Annotated in this window: 11 protein-coding genes; 6 read left to right on the forward strand and 5 right to left on the reverse strand. The window is 70.1% G+C overall.

Annotation, left to right across the window (positions count from 1 at the left end):
- The first annotated feature begins 126 nt into the window (after positions 1 to 126).
- The 4 genes from Q0654_RS06825 (at position 127) to Q0654_RS06840 (ending at position 8,351) form a co-directional block, all read left to right on the forward strand.
- A complete protein-coding gene (locus Q0654_RS06825; RefSeq protein WP_298851914.1) occupies positions 127 to 3,525 on the forward strand; it encodes a hypothetical protein in 3,399 nt (1,132 codons plus the stop codon).
- Between the two features lie 172 nt (positions 3,526 to 3,697).
- Positions 3,698 to 4,138, forward strand: a complete 441-nt coding sequence (locus Q0654_RS06830) for a DUF2141 domain-containing protein (protein ID WP_298851917.1) — start codon at positions 3,698 to 3,700, stop codon at positions 4,136 to 4,138.
- A 16-nt stretch (positions 4,139 to 4,154) separates the two neighbouring features.
- Entirely contained in the window at positions 4,155 to 5,660 is a 1,506-nt protein-coding gene (locus Q0654_RS06835) for a carotenoid oxygenase family protein (protein ID WP_298851919.1), read from the forward strand.
- A gap of 180 nt (positions 5,661 to 5,840) precedes the next feature.
- A complete protein-coding gene (locus Q0654_RS06840) occupies positions 5,841 to 8,351 on the forward strand; it encodes a serine/threonine-protein kinase (RefSeq protein WP_298851921.1) in 2,511 nt (836 codons plus the stop codon).
- A gap of 60 nt (positions 8,352 to 8,411) precedes the next feature.
- Here the strand turns inward: Q0654_RS06840 and Q0654_RS06845 are convergent, their stop codons facing one another.
- From Q0654_RS06845 to Q0654_RS06855, 3 genes are all read right to left on the reverse strand, one after another.
- Entirely contained in the window at positions 8,412 to 10,211 is a 1,800-nt protein-coding gene (locus Q0654_RS06845; protein WP_298851924.1) for a TPM domain-containing protein, read from the reverse strand.
- Positions 10,212 to 10,296: 85 nt separating this feature from the next.
- Complete coding sequence (locus Q0654_RS06850; protein WP_298851926.1) at positions 10,297 to 11,037, reverse strand: DUF3667 domain-containing protein; 741 nt, start codon at positions 11,035 to 11,037, stop codon at positions 10,297 to 10,299.
- 53 nt (positions 11,038 to 11,090) lie between these two features.
- Complete coding sequence (locus tag Q0654_RS06855) at positions 11,091 to 11,723, reverse strand: hypothetical protein (RefSeq protein ID WP_298851929.1); 633 nt, start codon at positions 11,721 to 11,723, stop codon at positions 11,091 to 11,093.
- Positions 11,724 to 12,206: 483 nt separating this feature from the next.
- Here Q0654_RS06855 and Q0654_RS06860 point away from each other — a divergent pair, with 483 nt between their 5' ends.
- Both Q0654_RS06860 and Q0654_RS06865 read left to right on the forward strand, forming a co-directional pair.
- Entirely contained in the window at positions 12,207 to 12,776 is a 570-nt protein-coding gene (locus tag Q0654_RS06860) for an ECF-type sigma factor (RefSeq protein ID WP_298851932.1), read from the forward strand.
- A gap of 9 nt (positions 12,777 to 12,785) precedes the next feature.
- Entirely contained in the window at positions 12,786 to 15,269 is a 2,484-nt protein-coding gene (locus Q0654_RS06865) for a serine/threonine-protein kinase (protein WP_298851934.1), read from the forward strand.
- A gap of 232 nt (positions 15,270 to 15,501) precedes the next feature.
- Here Q0654_RS06865 and Q0654_RS06870 read toward each other — a convergent pair whose 3' ends face one another.
- On the reverse strand, positions 15,502 to 16,875 hold the full coding sequence (locus Q0654_RS06870) for a hypothetical protein (RefSeq protein ID WP_298851936.1): 1,374 nt from the start codon (positions 16,873 to 16,875) through the stop codon (positions 15,502 to 15,504).
- A 191-nt stretch (positions 16,876 to 17,066) separates the two neighbouring features.
- Positions 17,067 to 17,489, reverse strand: coding sequence for a DNA polymerase III subunit chi (locus Q0654_RS06875; protein WP_298851942.1), 423 nt, complete (start codon positions 17,487 to 17,489; stop codon positions 17,067 to 17,069).
- Between the last annotated feature and the right edge of the window lie 78 nt (positions 17,490 to 17,567).

Consider the following 17,567-nt stretch of genomic DNA (forward strand, 5'->3'; position numbering starts at 1 on the left):
GCGCTGGGGCGATGCGAGGCTGCTGGACCGCGGTTCGCAGCTGAGGGCGCTCCGGCGCCTCAGTCCGCGGCTTCAACCGTCCCGATGTCCTTTCCGCGTGTTTTCTTGTCAGCCGAGTATCGAGCGATGTCTGAACTGAATGTCTGGTCGCGCTGCTCCCGCCTGCTGAGCCTCTGGCTCGCCGCGGTGTGCATGCCGCTTGTGCCCATGGAGCCTGCGCTGGCCCAGTCCGGCACGGTCCCCACCGAATACTCCCTGCTGCCGCGGGAGGACGGCTTCGAGCTGCGTGCTCACGGCCAGGTCGTGGGCTACGGTGGCGACGGCAGCTTCCTCGGCAATCGCCTCGATGCCTTCACCGAGACGCCCCTGAGTGACTACCGCAGCAGCGATCTGTGGGTGCAGGCCCTGCCCGCGCAGAATGGATTCGATCCGGTGGTGATGGTCCAGCGCCGCGCCCAGGCCTGCACGCGCGTGCGCATGGAGGATGGCCGCAGTCTGCTGCGCGTTGCCAGCGTGCTGCCCGCGCCACCCGAGCTCAACTTCCTGCCGCCGCCGGGCACGCCCCAACCGACGCCGCTCGGCACGCTCGGATGGGCCAACGAGGATCGCGACCCGGCCCACCTCGCCGGGCTGGTCGCGCGGGACAGCCAGGGGGTGATCCACGCCTTCGATTGGCAGTTCCTGCCGTACACGCTGTTCAACATGCGCAGCTACGGGCCCGACTGCAGTCTGCTCGCCGAGGTGTACAGCGTTCGCGCATTCGACGCACACCCGGCCCAACCGGGCGTCTATGTGGTGCGCGACAGGATTCCCGGCTCGGCCCTGCGCCTGTCGCGCCACGAGGCCGGGCAGATGCTGTGGGACATCGATCTGCCGGCCGCGCTGCAGCTCAGCGCGGGGCAGACGCCCCACCTGTGGCTGCGCGCGCTGGCGGACGGCAGCCTGCTGCTGGTTGGCGGCGGAGGCGTATCCGCACGGCTGGAGCTGGCGGTCTTCGACGCTGGCGGGCAGGTGCTGCAGCGCGGACAGCTGCCCGGTCGCAGTGTTGCCGCCCTGCGCGAGGAGGGCGACAGCCTGCTGCTGGCGATCGGTGACAGTGCGGATCGCGCCGGCGCGCGCAGCCTGGTCGAGCTGGACCGCAGCCTGCAGCTCAGGCATCGCACCGAGCTGGCCGAAGGCTATGTGCTTGGCCCGCTCGGCAGCAGCGCTTCGGGCCTGCGCGGGGCCGAATGGCTGGTGCATGGCGACGACCGCGCGCTCAATGCGGTGGAGCGCAGCGAGCCCTTGCGCTGGGGCACGCTGCGCCTGCAGCCCGGCGGCGGCGTCCAGTGGCTGCAGCCGATGGGCGAGTTGCGTCCGCGCCTGCGCTTGGCCGACGGTGCGCTGCTGGTATCGCGCTTCGCCGAGGGCGGCGCCCAGCTGGCCACCGTTCGCGCGGGCTCGGCGCCGGCCTGGCTGCACACGCCGCGCGTGCAGGTGCCGGAAGTGGCGGGCGTTCCGCTGCAGGCGGCCCTGGACGACGGGCGGGTCGCGCGGCTGCTGCGGCAGGGCAATGTGCGTGAGCTGATCGTGCAGCGCGGGCTGCAAACGCTATGGCGGCGCACGCTCGGTCAGGTGCCGCGCTTCAGCACGAACCATCTCTACGCCGAGGTCGAGGCGGGTCGCGTCTGCGTCTCGGTGTACGACAGTTCGGCGGGCGCGGGTGAGTACGCCCTGCTGTGCTACCGCGCCAGCGACGGCGCGGCCCTGCCGGTGCAGCGCTGGCTGGGCCAGTCGTTCCCCATCGAGCGCCAGCGCGGTGGCTGGGATGCAGACGGCGCCGCCAGCGTGTTTCTGCTGCGTTCCACCGATTCCAGCGGCTACGCGGTTCGCCATCTGCGCGCCCCTGCCAGTGGCGAGATGCCGAGCAGTGCGGAGATCACGGTGGCGACCGAGTCGCAGTGCGCGCAGCGCGCGGTGGGCTCACACCCGGGGCGCGGCGCTGCCGTGCTGGAGCGCGAGGGCGACAGCTACTTCCTGCGCGCCTACGGCCCCGCCGGCAGCCTGCTCTGGCGGCATGCGCTGCCGTCCGGGCTGGGCTGCCCTGCGGTGCTCGCCCTGTCCGCTGACGGCGAGGTTCTCGTCGGCGAGCTGGAATTCAGCGGCACCGGCATTCGTCTCCAGGCGCTGCTGGCGGTGGCGGAAGCGCAGCCCCTGCGCTGGCGCACCGATCTGAGCGCACTCGATCTGAGCCTGCCTGGCCCGACCGTGGAGCGCACGCGCTGGCTGGATGCGGCGGACGCGGAACAATGGGCGGGCGTGGTGGTGCAGGGCGGCGGCGCGGGCTTGCTGCTGCTGGATCGCGCCAGCGGTGCCGCGCGCGATTTCGCGCGTCCCACGCTGGGCGCGACGAGTGCGGAGGGCTGGGAGCTGGCGAATGCGTCGCGCGCCGGAGAACTGCTGCTGCTGCAACGTGAGGCCGCGAGCGCCCATGCCCGCCGACTGCTGCTGCCGAACCTGCGCATCGGCCCGCCCGCGCAGATGCGACTACCCTGGAGCGGCCAGGTCAGCTCGTTGCTGCGGGTGGAGGAGAGCCTCGAAGCGGTGAGGTTTGTCGAAAGCTCCGTCGAGCCCGTCAGCTGGAGCGCCGTGATTGCGCCGCCGCTGGCGGAGGACAGGGCGGTCGGTGCCGAGCACAGCGGGCTCTGGTACGACCCGCAGATCACCGGGCAGGGCCTGATGCTGGACGTCGAGGCGGCCACGCAGCGCTGGTTCGCGGCCTGGTTCAGCTTCCCTGCCGCACTCGAAGCGGCTGCCGCGCCGAACAGACCCAGCCACGAAGGGCTGCGCTGGTACTCCATGCTGGGCCAGGGCAGCGCGTCGGCTGGCATGCCGGTGGATGCCGTCCTGTATGCGACCGCCAACGGCCGCTTCGATGGCGGCACGCCACAGACCAGCGTCCGCGGGCAGACGCAGCTGCGCGCGATCGACTGCAACACGATCGAGTTCCAGTACCGCATCGAGCCCGCGCAGGCAGGCGCGGGCCTCGCCGAAGTCGGCGCACGGAGGCTGCAGCGCCTGGGGCCGCCGCCGGCCTCCTGCGGCGGTGCGTCGCTGGCCGAACAGTCGGGCCTGCAGGCCGCGTCCACCGGCAGCTGGGTGCTGGAAGGGCGGCCCAGCCAGGGCGTGCTGATGCAGGTCGATCCCGGCGTTGCGGGGCAGCCGGGCGCGCTGTGGGGCGCCTGGTTCGGCTTCTCGCCCGCGTCGCCGGAGAGTGCCGGGCATCCGCACTGGCTGACCGTCGCGGGCCGCGGTCTGTCCGGACAGCCGGGCGTGGTCGAGCTGGAGTGGACACGCACCACGGCGGGTCTGCTCGACTCGCTGCCCACGACCAACAGCCACGTCGTCGGCAGCGGCCGCCTGCGCTTCACCTCCTGCGACCGCGCGGTGCTGGAGTACAGCTTCCACGCGCCGGGCCTGGCCCTGGATGCCTTCTCCGGGCAGCAGGGCCAGGTCAATCTGCGGCGCTTCGCGCCCTGCCGCTGAGTGGGCTGTCAGACCGGCTTGCCGACGCGGAGTGGGTCTCCGCGTCGGCTGCGTATCCGGCCGCAGGTGACTTTCGGCAGGCCCTGCGCATGACCGCGCTCACCTGCCGCTGCGTGCGTCCCATCGCGAGACTGTCTCCATCGGCCGCAAGGCCTTCTCACCGGAGACGCCCATGTCCACATCCAGCCTTCGCCTTCATTGGGTTCGCGCCAGCGCCTGCCTTGCGCTGCTGTCCGCCGCTTCGCTGACGGCAGCCGCCACGCTGGAAGTCGAGATCACCGACATCCGCAGCAGCGAGGGCCAGCTGATGGTCGCGGTGCACGCCAGCGCCGAAGGCTGGGACGGCAAGGCGGCGCCCGTTGCCGCCCAGCTGCACGCACCGAGCGGCGAGCGCGCCCTGCTCAGCTTCGAGGGCCTCGCGCCCGGCAGCTATGCGGTGCAGGTGATGCACGACCAGAACGGCAATGGCGCGCTCGATTCGAATTTCATGGGCATGCCGATCGAGGGCTATGGTTTCAGCAACAACCCCGAGGTGATGCGCAAGGCCACCTTCGACGAGGCGCGCATCGAAGTGGGCGAGGGCGGCACCCGCATCCAGCTGCGCCTGCGCTGAGGCTCGGGAGCCCGCCATGAACCGTCGTCGATTCCTTGGCTCACTGGCCGCGGCCGCCAGTGGCCTGCTGATCGCCCCGCGACTGCTGCGCGCCGAGACCGCTGTTGATGCGTTCGCGCGCGGACGCGCCGCCCACCCCTATCTCGCCGGCTGGCAGAGCATCGACGGTGACGCCTTCGGGCCCAGTGATGTCGTGCTGGAAGGGCGACTGCCCGAGGGTTTGGCCGGCACCCTGTATCGCAACGGCCCCGCTCTGTTCGAGCGCGGCGGCCAGCGCTACACGCACTGGTTCGATGGCGATGGCCTGGTGCATGCCTGGAAGATCGGCCCGCAGGGCATCGAGCATCGCGCGCGCATGGTCGGCACCTCCAAGTTTCGGCGCGAGCAGCAGGCCGGTCGCTTCCTGCTGCCGGCCGCTGGCTCGCGCATCGAGAATCCGCTGGCCGTGCGCAACAACGACGATGTCAACACCGCCAACACCTCGGTCACGCTGATCGACGGTCGCCTGTTCGCCCTGTGGGAGGCCGGCTCAGCCTACGAGCTGCATCCCGACACGCTGGACACGCTGGGCCCGGTGACCTGGGCGTCGGGCATGGAAGCCGCGCCCTTCTCTGCGCATCCGCTGCGCGAGGGCGACGGCACGACCTGGAACTTCGGCTCGCTGGATGTGCTGGGCGGCAGCGGTCTGCTCATCTGGCGGATCGGTGCCGATGGCCATCTGCTGGGACAGCAGCTGCTGCCGACACCCGCGCCCGGCTACCTGCATGCCTTCGCGATGACCGAGCGTCATCTGGTGTTCGTGCTCACGCCCTACCGCATGGGCGACAGCGGGCCCTTCTTCGAGCGTCTCAAGTTCGCGCCCGATCTGCCCTGCCGCATCGCCGTGGTGCCCAAGGATGCACTCGATGCGCCGCGCTGGTTCGAGGCCGACTTCGGCATGGCCTACCACTTCGGCGATGCCTTCGAGCGCGAAGGCGTGATCGAGCTGCGCGCGGTACTGCACAGCGACGTCGCGGATGCGGTGTCGCCGATGGCAGCCGCCATGCGTGGCGAACCGAGGGCGATCGTCGAGGACCGCGGCCCCCGGCTGACCACGCTGCGCCTCGACATGAAGTCCGGCCACGCGCAGTGGATCGACCATGACCAGTACGGCCTGGAGTTCCCGCAGTTCGACCCGCGATCGCCGGGTGACCGTGGCGCGCGGCTGTATGCGCCGGCAAACGTCGGCGAGCGCGAGGTGCCCTACTTCAACGGCGTTGCCGCCATCGACCTGCAGCGCGGGCGCCGCCAGCAGCACCGCTACGGTGCGCAGGTGCTGGCCGAAGAGCATCTGTTCGTGCCGCGGCCGGGCAGCAGGCGCGCCAACGACGGCTGGCTGCTCGGCACCGTGCTCGACAGCGCCCGCGATCGCAGTGGCCTCGCGGTGCTGGATGCGCAGCGCATCGAAAACGGCCCGATCGCGATGGCCTGGCTGCCGCGCAGCTTTCCGCTGGGCTTCCACGGGCACTTCGCGCCGGCCTGAAGCGGCCGCGTGGCGATGGCCGAACCGGTCGCTGCAGCCCGGTCCTGCAGGTCGTGCTGGACCCGCGCTTGGCCCGGCGTCCTGTGCTCGCCCGCGGGTCGAATGGACGCGGGCGCGGCTCTGGTGTCGCCGCGTGCACATGTCCAGAATGCGCCAGAACCGTGGTCGATCCGGAACCCGATGCGTGCACAAGCAGACGATACCCAGACGCTGAGCGTGGACGCTGACGACTACCACCTGCTCAAGCGTTGGAGCGCTGAGCTGCTCTCGCTGCCTCCCGCCCTGCGCGAGCGTCGTATGGCCGAACTCACCGCTCCGCGCCCCGGCCTTCTCGAGGCCTTGAAGGCGCTGCTCGCAGCTGCCGAGCAGCCGTTCGGGCCGCTTGACGGTGCGTCACGTCCCGGTGTCGCGGAGGCTGCTGTCATGCCCCGCAACTATCGCCTTCTCGGTGAGCTGGGGCGCGGCGGCATGGGGGTGGTCTGGCTGGCCGAACGCAGCCTTGACGGGGTGCTGCAGAAAGTGGCCCTGAAGCAGGCCCTGCATGCCCACATCGATCCGCGGCTGCAGCGTCTGTTCGAACGCGAGCGCAGCATCCTTGCCGGGCTCGACCACCCGCACATCGCCAATCTGCTGGACGCCGGCGTGGACGAGCGCGGCGTTGCCTTTCTTGCCACGCCCTACATCGAGGGCCAGGACCTCGACGTGCATCTGCGCATGCATGCGCCCGACCTGCAGGAGCGCTTGCGACTGCTGCTCAAGCTGATGTCGGCCGTCGCCTACGCCCACCGGCAGCTGGTCGTGCACTGCGATATCAAGCCCTCGAACGTCCGTGTCGACGCCAGCGGCGAGCCCAAGCTTCTCGATTTCGGTGTGGCCAGGCTGCTGGCCGAGGGCAGCGAGACGCGCACGATCGAGCAGCGCGTCTCGCTGCGCTATGCCGCGCCCGAACAGATCGAGGCGCCGGACCTGCGCCCAGGCCCCGCGATCGACATCCATGCGCTGGGCCTGCTGCTGTACGAACTGCTGACCGGTGGCTCACCGTATCCACGCGACATCGCGCCCTCCGCCCTGCTGCAGGCCATTCTGCAGGGAGACATTCGGCCACCCTCACAGTGCGCTGCAGTGCCCGGCGTCGATCGCGACCTTGATGCCATCGTCGCGATGGCTTTGCGCAAGCGACCCGAGGATCGCTATGCAAGCGTCGAGGCCTTCGCGGAGGATCTTCGCCGTCGGCTGGAGCGGCAACCGGTCGCTGCGCGTGCCCGCGAGCGCGGGTATCGGCTGCGAAGCTTCCTGCGCAAGCGCTGGCCGGCGTTGCTCGCGGTGACAGCTGCTGTCACGGTGGCGATCGTGCTGGTTGTGGTGGAAGTGCATCGCGCGCGCGCTCAGCTGGCGGCGCTTGAGCGGGAACGCGACAAGGCGGTGGCGATCGCGCACTTCTACGAGCTGATGTTCAGCAATGCCCGGCCGGAGGAGCTGCAGGGTGAGGAGCTCGGCGCGCGCGAGCTGCTGCAGCGGAGCGTGGCGCAGATCCGCGAGGGCCTGCGGGCGCAGATGTCGGACGACGCCCGCGCGGCGCTGTTCCGCTCGGTGGCGGACGTGCTGGGCAGCCAGGGCATGCATGCCGAGGCGATCGAGCTGTATGACCGTGCGATCGGTCTGTGGCGCAGTGAGCCCAGGCCGCCGGCGCGCGATCTGGCGGAGGCGCTGAACGATCGCGGCATGATCGACTATCGGATCGGGCGACTCGACGCGGCCCTGGCCGCCATGAACGAGGGCGTGGCGGTGCTGCGCGCTGGCGGCGAGGAAGCGTCGGCCTCGATGGGCCATATCCTGCAGATGCGGGGCATCATCCAGCGCAGCCTCGGCGAGGAGCAGGCCGCCGATGCGTCGATGCATGAGGCCACCGGGATCCTCCGAGCGCGCCTCCCCGAAGGACAGCTGTACTTTGCCTCGCTGCTCGGCAATCAGGGTGCGGTAGCGCTGTACAAGGGGGACGCGGAAGCCGGACTCGCCTACACCGATGAAGCCCTGGCCGTGCTGGCGCAGCTCAAGCCCGAGCGCGTGGAGAGCGTGCTCGGAGTGCAGCGCACGCGGGCGGCCGCCCTGCGCGAGCTGGGGCGTGCCGAAGAATCCGATCGGCTGTATGTCGAGATCGAGGCGCGCGCGCGCAGGGAGCTGGGTGAGGACCATGCGCACGTGGCGGAAACCCTGCACTCGCGCGGCTTGCTGCGGCTGACGCAGGGGCAGTGGAGCGAGGCCGAAACGCTGTTCGGCGCGGCGCAAGCGCTGCACGAGGCGCGCGGCGGGCCACGGCATCCGCGCGCGCTGGCGGCACAGGTGGATCGCGCATGGACGGCGCTGGCCGCCGGCCTGCCGGGCGAGGCGCAGCAGCGGATGCACGCGTTCGACCGCATGCGCACCGCCGATCAGCGGCTTGACGCCTACTCGGCGGCAACCGAGGACATCGTGCGCGCGACGCTCGGCTGTCTGCGCGACACGGCGCCGGGCCCCGCAGAGACCGCCGCGATGCAGGCGGCGCTCGCCAAGGTGCAGCGCTCGCCTGCTCTGCCACGGGCGCTGCGTCTTGAGCGTGCGAGGGCCTGGGCTCGTGACTGTGGCGTGCGCGCCGATGCGACGCCGCTGCCTGCCGGGAGCGATGTCCGGACCGCCCCGCAGACGCCCGACTGAGGCTGCCGCCCGCCCTGCCATCCGTGGCGGGGCGCGCGGACCGCGCTGTCAGGACGCGGCTCAGCCGCCCGCTTCCACCAGGTCGTAACTGAGCAGATCGAACTCGGGCGTGTCGAGATCGATCGCCGACTCACGCAGGACCAGGCTGTAGCGCCTTCCCTGCTGCAGGGCGCCGGCCGACATCAGCGAGGCGAGGTTGGCGGGTTGGTAAGCGAGCAGGTTTTGTCCGTCTGCCGTCTGCAGCAGGACTGGGGGCCCAACGCGCTCGGCACGAATCGGATTGATGCGATAGCCCTGGCCCTGTGCCGGCGGGGCTGCGTCGACCACGCTGGCCTCCACGCGAAGCAGTTTGCGGCTGACCGGATCCTGGGCGGGGTCATAGCGATCGCCGCTGCGCACGCGTCGCTCGAGCTCGGCCTTGCTGAGGGCCCGCATCTCGCCCAGATCCTGGAAGCGGATGCTCCAGTCGAGGTGGCCGGTGTCGTCGGCGATGTGGGTGGCGGCGTCAAGCAGGTTCTCGGTCCAGTTGCCGCAGGCCTGGCGCTTCTGGCACTGCGGCCAGCCCAGCCGCAGGAAGCCGCCGAGGCGCTGCAGATCCGCGTTGACGGTGCTCGACATCTGCAGAGCCACGCCTGGCCCCATGGCGATGGCCGTTTCGCCGCGTTCCGGCGCCACCACAAGCACTGCGCCATTGCCGACGTCGAGCTTGCCCACGCGCAGCTGCCGCAGCATGGCCCAGGCGTACTCGCTGGCGCTCAGCCCGCGGGTGTTGCGCGCCAGCACCGTGACGATCTCGACCTGATGCTCCTCGACGTGGCGGTAAAGGCGCTGCTCGACCGCCGCCACGATGTCCGCGTCCAGCACGCCGTACTCGTCGTAGACGAAGCGGCCGAACTTGGAGGGTATGCCACCGGGCGCAGGCGGTGCGGGCGGGGCCACTACGGCAGCGGTGGCGGGCATCGGTGACGCAACGGCCGGTGCGGCGTCGTGCTCCGGCGGCACGCTGGCGGCGGGGCGCGGCGCATTCGCTGTCGCCGTGGCGGCCTGCGCCATGCCTGCTTCGCAGGCGCTGCCGCCGTGCTGTTCGCAGGCTTCGCGCCAACCCTGGGCGATGGCGTCCAGCCGTGCCGCACGCCCCGGATGCGTGCGTGAGCGCATATCCGCCGGCACCAGCGCGCTCATCGCGTGCTGGGCGTCACTCAGGCCGGCGCCCATGCGATACAGCACGAAGCCCGAGAACTTGTCCGCTTCCAGCTCGATCGGCGGCTGGCTGCCGCCGGGCAGGATCGTGTGGCCGGACAGGTGATGGCCGATCTCGTGGGCCATGATGCTGATCGGCGCCCAGGGGTTGTCGCCGGTGGCGCGGCCGACCATGCCGAGGAAGCTGCGGTTGAAGGCGATGATCCGCCTCGGCGTCTTGCTGTCGTCGACCAGGATCAGGGCCGCCGCATTGGGCACCGGCGCCTCGACCACGTTGAAGTTCTGCGGCAGACCGGTGAAACGCATGATGCGGTTGACCAGATCCACGCAGGCGCCGTCCGCGGGCGGTCTCAGCGTCTCGCCCTTCACCGTGATCGGCGAGCCGTCGTAGGCGCAGGCCTGCAGGCGCAGCGCAATCTGCTCGGCCAGCGCATCGCCCTGGGTTTCGGCCTCGGCTTCATCGGTGCGCACGACGGGCGGAGCCGACGGAGCGCGCGCGTCTGCCAGTGCGCTGTCGGTGCTGGTGGCAGCGCCGGATTCGGCCAGGGCCTCGCCTTCGTTGCCGGTGCAGGCGCCGAGGCCGCTCATCATCAGCAGCGCCGCAGCGCAGCGGGCAAGGGCGGTTGCCTTGGCGGGCGTATGGGGTCGGTTCGTGGACATGGGGCATGCGCCTCGTGGGGTGGAGTCAGAAGGAAGAGATGCGCCTCATGCGCTGGCTGCCCTTGCTCGTGGACATCTGTCGAGTTCAGAGCTGGCTGCGCACATAGGCGCTGAGTGCGTGACCGAAGCCGCGCAGAAGAAGCCATTTGCCGGCAAGGAAGACCGCGATCAGCAGCACCAGACGAAGCTGTCCTCCGAGCCCGCGCAGCCCGAAGAACTGCCGGGCGGCGATGCCGAGGGCAAGCGCGCCCACCAGATCCTGTGCGTGCGGTGCCACAGACTGGTGCAGGGCGAGAAATTCCGGAGACCGCCACGCCAGCACCGGCAGCTTCAGCAGCGTTGCCATCGCCAGCACCAGGCTGTGCGTATAGGCGGCGAGCACGGCGTGCTCGGCGAGGGTGTAGCCGCGCTTCATCACCAGCACGCAGGCAAGCCACAGCGCGAGCCCGCCGATGGCGAAGGCGAAGTTCGACCAGGTCTGGATCAGCGCCAGTGCGGCGCCGAGCTCGGCGCCCTCGGCATCGAGATAGCCGCTGCGCTGCAGGACCAGCAGCTGTAGGGCGGCCACGAACAGCCACAGCTTCAGCGGGTGCACGTGGCGCTTGCGGGCGCCCTGCACGTATTCCAGCGCGACCTGGCCGGGTCGCCGAAGGACCTGCCACAGCGCCTGCACCAGGCTGAACTCGAACACGCGCCATCGCGTCCAGGTCTCCGCCCACAGGGCACCGGCGCCGAGTCGACCGACGCGCGCCTGACCGCAGCGCGGGCAGTAGGCGTCGAGGCGCGGGTCACCGCAGTTCAGGCAGTGCTGGGCGGTGAACGGCACAGCGTCCCTGAGGGCTTCTGCCCGCGGTCGCGGCAGCAAGCGCAGGCGCCCGATCACTTCAGCGCGCGCAGCTCGAAGTTGTCGAACACCGCGCTGGTGCCGGCAGCCGCCTCGCCGATCACCAGCAGGCCGGACTGGCCCTCTGCAGGGCCCGCGCTGGCGGCTTCGATCACCAGGCCCTCGCGGGTGCGCGCGCTCAGCCGGTCACCGCTGCAGCGCAGCTCGATGCGGGTGTCGACCGAACCCGGGATGACGCTCTCGACCGGCCCGCCAGCAAGCATCTCGGCCCTGCCTTCGCGTACGCGCATGAGCACCAGCGTGCCGTCACCGCGTGCCAGCGCGGCATCGAAGTTGGCGGGGTTGCGGTAACGGCAGGCGAGACCGGCGCCGCCGCGACCGACGCCAGCGTAGAGGAACAGATCGGCGTTCACCGAGACCTCGCCGCCGAGCTGTCGCGGCGCAGGCGCGAAGCCGAAGGTGTCGTCCTGCACCGGGGTCATCTGGTACTGCGCGCTGTCGGTGTAGACGGCGAAGCCGCGGTGCTGGTGCGAGGTGGCGGCGGCATGCGCCCAGCCGGAGTTCGAATCGCTGAAGTCGTCCTGGAAGCGTCCAGCCTGGGCCAGCGGCACCGTGGACATCAGGGTGCCGAGCAGCAGGCTGCGGGCGATGAAGGGGTGTGTGTGCATGGAGGCGCTCGCGGTGCCGGCGCTGTCGCCGGGTTCGCGATGCTGTACGCAGAAGTGCGGCGGTTCCTTCGCGGCGCCGTGTGCTGGAGCGCGGCAGGCAGCCGTGGTGGCGTGAGTTCCGGCGGCGAAGGATCTGTCGCCTGACTGCGTAGGGCGAGGCGGCGCAGTCGATGACGATCTTGGGGCAGAAGGGGTGGGCATGAGAGTTGCGAGCGATGACCAACCCAGCCAGAGCCACGTTCCTGTGGAGCAGGCCGCATTGACGGGCTCACCGGAGATCCCTGGACGCGATGATCACGGCGCGGCCCGCCAGACGGCTGGCCCGCGCGGCCTTCAGACAGTGTTGGCGCAGATGTGGCGGGCCTCGCCGTGAGCGCGTGGCAGCCTTGTTCGCGATGGGCTGCGGTTCAACCGCCCCGTGCAGCGCAAAGAGGGCGATCCGGCCTGTGCCCGCAGCGCCTGCGGCTGCACTATTCTGGCGCCATGCAAGCGCCTACCCCCGACATCACCGCCTGGATCGCCGACTGGCAGCAGGGCGACGCCGACGCCCGCGACCGGGTGTTCACCCACCTCTACCCGGAGCTGCGCCGGCTCGCCAATGCGGTGCTGCGCTCCAACGCCGATCACCACACGCTGGAGGCCACGGCGCTGCTGAACGATGCGCTGATGAAGCTGATCCAGTCGCGCGCGCCCGAGGCCGAGGACCGTGTGCACTTCGCCCGCATCGTGGCGCGGGCGATGCGCCAGATCCTGATCGATCGCGCCCGCCGCAAGCTGGCCGACAAGCGCGGCGGCGGCGAGCGCGCGCTGCCGATCGAGGACTTCGACGCAGTCGATCTCGGCACGCCTGCCGAGCTGGTTGCGCTCGACGATGCCCTGCAGCGGCTGGCCGAGTTCGATGCGCGTGCGGCCACCGTCGTCGAACTGCGGGTGTTCGTCGGCCTCACCATCGACGAGACCGCACACGCCATGGGCTTGCACCCGGCGACGGTCAATCGCGAGTGGGCGCACGCCACCGCTTGGCTGAAGCAACATGTGTTCGCGCGTGATTGAGCCGGCGCCGTGAGCTCTGATGCGACCGGGCTGCAGCCCGCCAATGACTACGCGCGCCGCAAGGCGCTGTTCCTCGAGCTGTTCGAGCTTGCGGGGCTCGCGCGTGCGCAGCGCTTGGCGGAACTCGCACAGACCGAGCCGGCGCTGGCGCAGGAGTTGGCGCGGCAGCTGCAGTCCAGCGCCCAGCCGCTGCCGGCGCTGGATGCCGTCGATCGTCGTCAGAACGTGAGCGATGCGGGGCCGCGGATCGCGAGCTACCGCGTGCTGCAGCGGATCGGTCGCGGCGGCATGGGTGAGGTCTGGCTTGCTGAGCGCGACGTCGAGGGCGCTGTCCAGCGTGTGGCGCTGAAGCGCCTCAGCGGCAGCCGCTGGAGCAGCGACGAGCTGCGCCGCTTCGAGCGCGAACGGCGAATTCTGGCCGGCCTGGAGCATCCCGGTATCGCCGCGCTGCTGGATGGGGGGCGTGACGCCGACGGCGCGCCTTACATCGCCATGCAGTTCGTCGAAGGTCTGCCGCTGGACCAGTGGTGCGCGAGCGCAGCACCCGATCTGCGCACGCGTGTTCGCGTGCTGCGCGAGATCGCCGAAGCGGTGGCCTATGCGCATGCGCGGCTGGTGGTGCATCGCGATCTGAAGCCCTCCAACGTGATGGTCGATGCCTTCGGCCGTGCGCGGCTGCTCGACTTCGGCATTGCCCATCTGCAGGGCGAGGGCACCCTGACCGCCGGCGTGCACAGCCTGATGACCTTGCGCTATGCCGCGCCCGAGCAGATCGACGCGCGGCCGGAGGCTGCGAGCATCAGTGTGGATGTGCACGCACTCGGCCTGCTGCTCTACGAGTTGGTGGCCGAGTGCTCGCCGCATGCCGGCGTACAGGACAGCGCGGCCCTGATCCATGCGGTGCTGCAGACCGAGCCCAAACCGCCGAGTCGCGCTGCGAGTGCGGTGCCGGGTGCCGATGCCGACCTCGATGCAATCTGTCTGCGCGCGCTGCGCAAGCGTCCGGAAGAGCGCTACCCGACCGTGGAGGCCCTGATCGCCGAGCTCGATCGCTGGCTGGACGGGCGTCCCGTCGAGGCACGGCGCGGCGAGTTCGGCTATGCGTTTCGACGGCTTCTGCGCCGTCGCTGGCCGCTGCTGGTCGCGACTGCTGCTGCCGTGCTTGTGCTCATCGGTGGCGCCAGCCTGCATCTGCTGCGCATGCAGGAAGCGCTGGCCCGCACCGCGGCCGAACGCGACCGCGCCGAGGCGCTGTCGCAGCACCTGATCGACCTGTTCGGCAGCGTGCCGCCGGCAGCCGTGGAGGGTGGCAGCGTCAGTGCGCGCGAGCTGCTGGAGCACCACGCCAGCCTGCTGCAGGCCGACACCGAAAAGCCCGCCGCAACGCGTGCTGCGCTGATGCTGGCCAATGCGGTGGCGCTGAAGCGTCTCGGCGAGTACCCGCGCGCCTCACAGATTCTCGACGACGTCGAGCGCTTGCTGGCAGGCATCGATGCGCCTGAGTCCGAGCTGCGGGCCTGGTTCCATGTCGAGCGGGCCAACGTCTACGACCATCTGGAGCGTCTGCCGGAATCGATGGCGCATACGCGGGCGGCGATCGCGCTGATCGAAGCTGGTGGTGTGCACAGCTTTGATGTGCAGATCACTGCCTGGTCACAGAGCGCGATGAACGCCGAAGACGAGGGCGACCATGAAGCGGCGCGCGCAGGGTACGAGGTGGTGGCTGAGCTCGCGCTCAAGCATCTGCCGCAGGAGCGGGCGATGGAGAGCTATGTCTCCATGCAGTCGAACATCGCGGACATCGAGAAGCGCACCGATGCGCCGGCCGCGGAGCAGCGCCTGCGCGCGGCGCTGCGATGGGCCGAGGAGCAGGGCTATGAAGACCGCGAGGTCTTGCTGCTGACCCGAGTCAACCTGGCCGCGGTCATCGAGCGGCAGGACCGATGCGTCGATGCTTTGGAGTTGTATCGCGAGGCACTGGCGGAAGCGCGAGCCTACTTCGGCGGCGCCGATCCCGGCATGGCACTGCTCCTGAGCAATCTGGCGCCGGCCGAAGAGCGCTGCGGACGTCCTTCGCAGGCGGTGGACTACGCGCGCGAGGCACTCGAAGTGGACCTCCGACTCGGCGGCGAAGAGGCCATCACCACCGACTTCAGCCGCCATGGCTTGGCCTCCGCGCTGATCGAGGACGATCGCCCAGGGGAAGCGCTCGCGGTCCTGGACCCAATACTTTCAAGAATCGGCAGCGAAGGGCCGAGCAGCACAATTGAATGGCTGAGCTGGGCGGCGGCCAAGCGTGCGGAGGCTGATCTGGTTCCCGAGCCCGCACGTCTGCAGGCCCTGGGCAAGGCCCTGCAGGACGTGCCCAAGTCCGCGCGCAATCCTCTGCAGCAAGCGCGTCTGCAGCGCTGGCTGGACTGGCTGCGGGCGCGCGAGCAGCGCTCCGGCACTCAGGGCGACACTGATCACGTCCATCCCGGTCTTGATCCGTGATCGCGAGTCCGGGGCAGGTTCGGCTTGCTTGTGCTGGATCAAGCGCTTACGCGCTCGATCCGCGGGCGCGCCCTCCATATCGCGCGACAACGCCGAACACTTCAGCGTTGCCTTGGCGCGTCTGAGCTTTCCTTTGCGCCTTGCGCCAGTCTTCGGGCGCTTGCATCGCCTGGCGCTGGGATGAAGGCCGAGGGCGAGTCGTGGCATCGGGAACCGCTGCGCGGCGCAGGCCTCACTCGAAGCCGTCGATGTGCAGCGCGTCGATCCGCATGCGCAGCACCCAGTAGTCGTGATCCTGGCTGTTGATGCAGTTCTGCGTGCGTGCGGCGCCGACCACGGTGACGCGGCCGTTCCAGAGGGTTGTCCGGCGCATCGACTGATCGTTGGGCTGGCTGCAGCCCGGCTGCAGTCGCGAGAACTGCCAGATTCCGCCGCTGCCGAAGCGCGTGTCGACCCGGTCCGGCTCGCTGCCTGCGGCCAGCAGCACCCGGATCTGGTACAGCGCCTTGCCGCCGAGGTCATTGTCGAGGCCGGCGGTGCCCGTGACCAGCAGGCTACCGTCCGGCAGCGGAATCACATCGCCATCCTGGTCGTGCAGCAGCTGCTTGCCCGGTTGTCCCATCACCGGCAGCAGGGTCGGCAACTCAAGTACGCGCGTTCCGGTCTCGCGCTGCAGAAGCAGCACGGGCACATCGGCCGCACCGGGCTCGCGCCGGTGGGCGACGCTGGCGAACACGCCGGGCGCAACCATGCGTCCACGCCCAACGCGGTGCAGCAGGGCGGAGCCGGGAAGGGCCTGCACCAGTGCCAAGGTTTGTGGATCCACCCGCAGATGCAGGTGGGTCGGGAGGGCGTTACTAGTGCGCACAGCGCGACCAGAAAGCCACAGACTGCCGTCCGGCGCCTCCGCCGCTGCCGCAAAGGCGAAGCGTGAGTACAGGTCCTGACGGTAAATCGCGGCAGCTCTCACCGTACCGGTGGGATCGATGCGCACCGCGAAACCGCGCGTGCCGCCATCGCTCAAGGCCACGTCACCGGTCAGGTCAACCCCGCCGTCGGCCGCAAGATTCAGGCCCAGCGGCGATTCGCGCTGTGCCAGTCCAGTGCTGAGCGCGTCGAGATCCAGCACCGCGAATCCGCCGCTGCCCCAGGTGGGATCGGGCAGACCGGTCTGCGCCCGCACGCGCACCAGCACGATGCGCTCGTCGCCCGCCTCAAGCGCCGGCTGGGCCAGCACAGCGTCGCCGTTGCCCATGCAAAGCCCGACACGCTCACGATCAAACATCCGCTCGCCTGGCCAGTCGAAGCTTTCCTTGCCGTCGCCGCTGAAAGTAGTGTCGAGGCTGCCGTCGCTGCGCAGCCGCAGCGTCACCACCCGCACGTTGCTGGAAGCCGCGCCGTAAACGGTCAGCGTGCCGCCCGGCGTGGCGCAGGCCGCGAGCGCGAAGTCGTCGTCAAAGCCGGTCACCGCCGCGAAGCCCTCGGTCAGCTGGCCGCGATCGCCGAAGCTGGGGTCCAACAGCTGTGCCGCGGCCGGTGTGCATGCCAGGAATCCGGGCAGGCCAAGGGCGAGAGATCGGAAGAGGACGCGGGAAGCGAGGGACACGGCGCGATGCTCCAGGTTCGGACTGCATCGCGATACGCGAATTGGCGGCAAATCCTCCGCGGCCTGCGCCTTGCCAGGACACCGCGGCCCTGAAGTGCGAACCAGGTTCGGCCCGCGTGCACAGGTGCGTCAGCGCGAGTGGTGCCCAGCGCAGTACCGATGACTGCGCGACTGCCTCGATGCCGGCCGCCCTACATATCGTGCTTGTTGAGCGCGTAGCCCAGCGCTTTGTACTGGCTCCAGCGCGCGCGCAGCGGCTCGCGTGCCGCGGGGTCGGCGGGTACGACTTCGAGCACGCGCTCGAAGGGCGGTGGCGCGACTTCATCGCGCAGGTTCAGCACCAGCGGCCGCGAGGGCGTGTCGACGCCGGGCGGCACGATCAGCACCGGGGTGATGTCGTCGTCCTCGTCCATGCCCGCGACCTGGTGCGGGATATAGGCGTCCTCGTCGAACTCCCACAGCAGCTGGTCGATTTCCTCGGCCTGCTCCTCAGAGCGCGCGAGGATCAGCATCGGCTGGCCCGCGCCATAGCCGCGCTTGACCAGCTCGCAGACGAGCTTCAGCGGCTCCTCAAGGAAGCGCGGTTTGGCGATCAGGTAGAAGTCGGCGCGCACTTTAGAGCCGGGAATGGGGAATGGGGAATCGGGAATCGGGAATCGGGAATCGGGAATCGGGAATCGGGAATCGGGAAT

The organism is uncultured Aquimonas sp. (assembly GCF_937888285.1).
GTDB lineage: Bacteria > Pseudomonadota > Gammaproteobacteria > Xanthomonadales > Xanthomonadaceae > Aquimonas.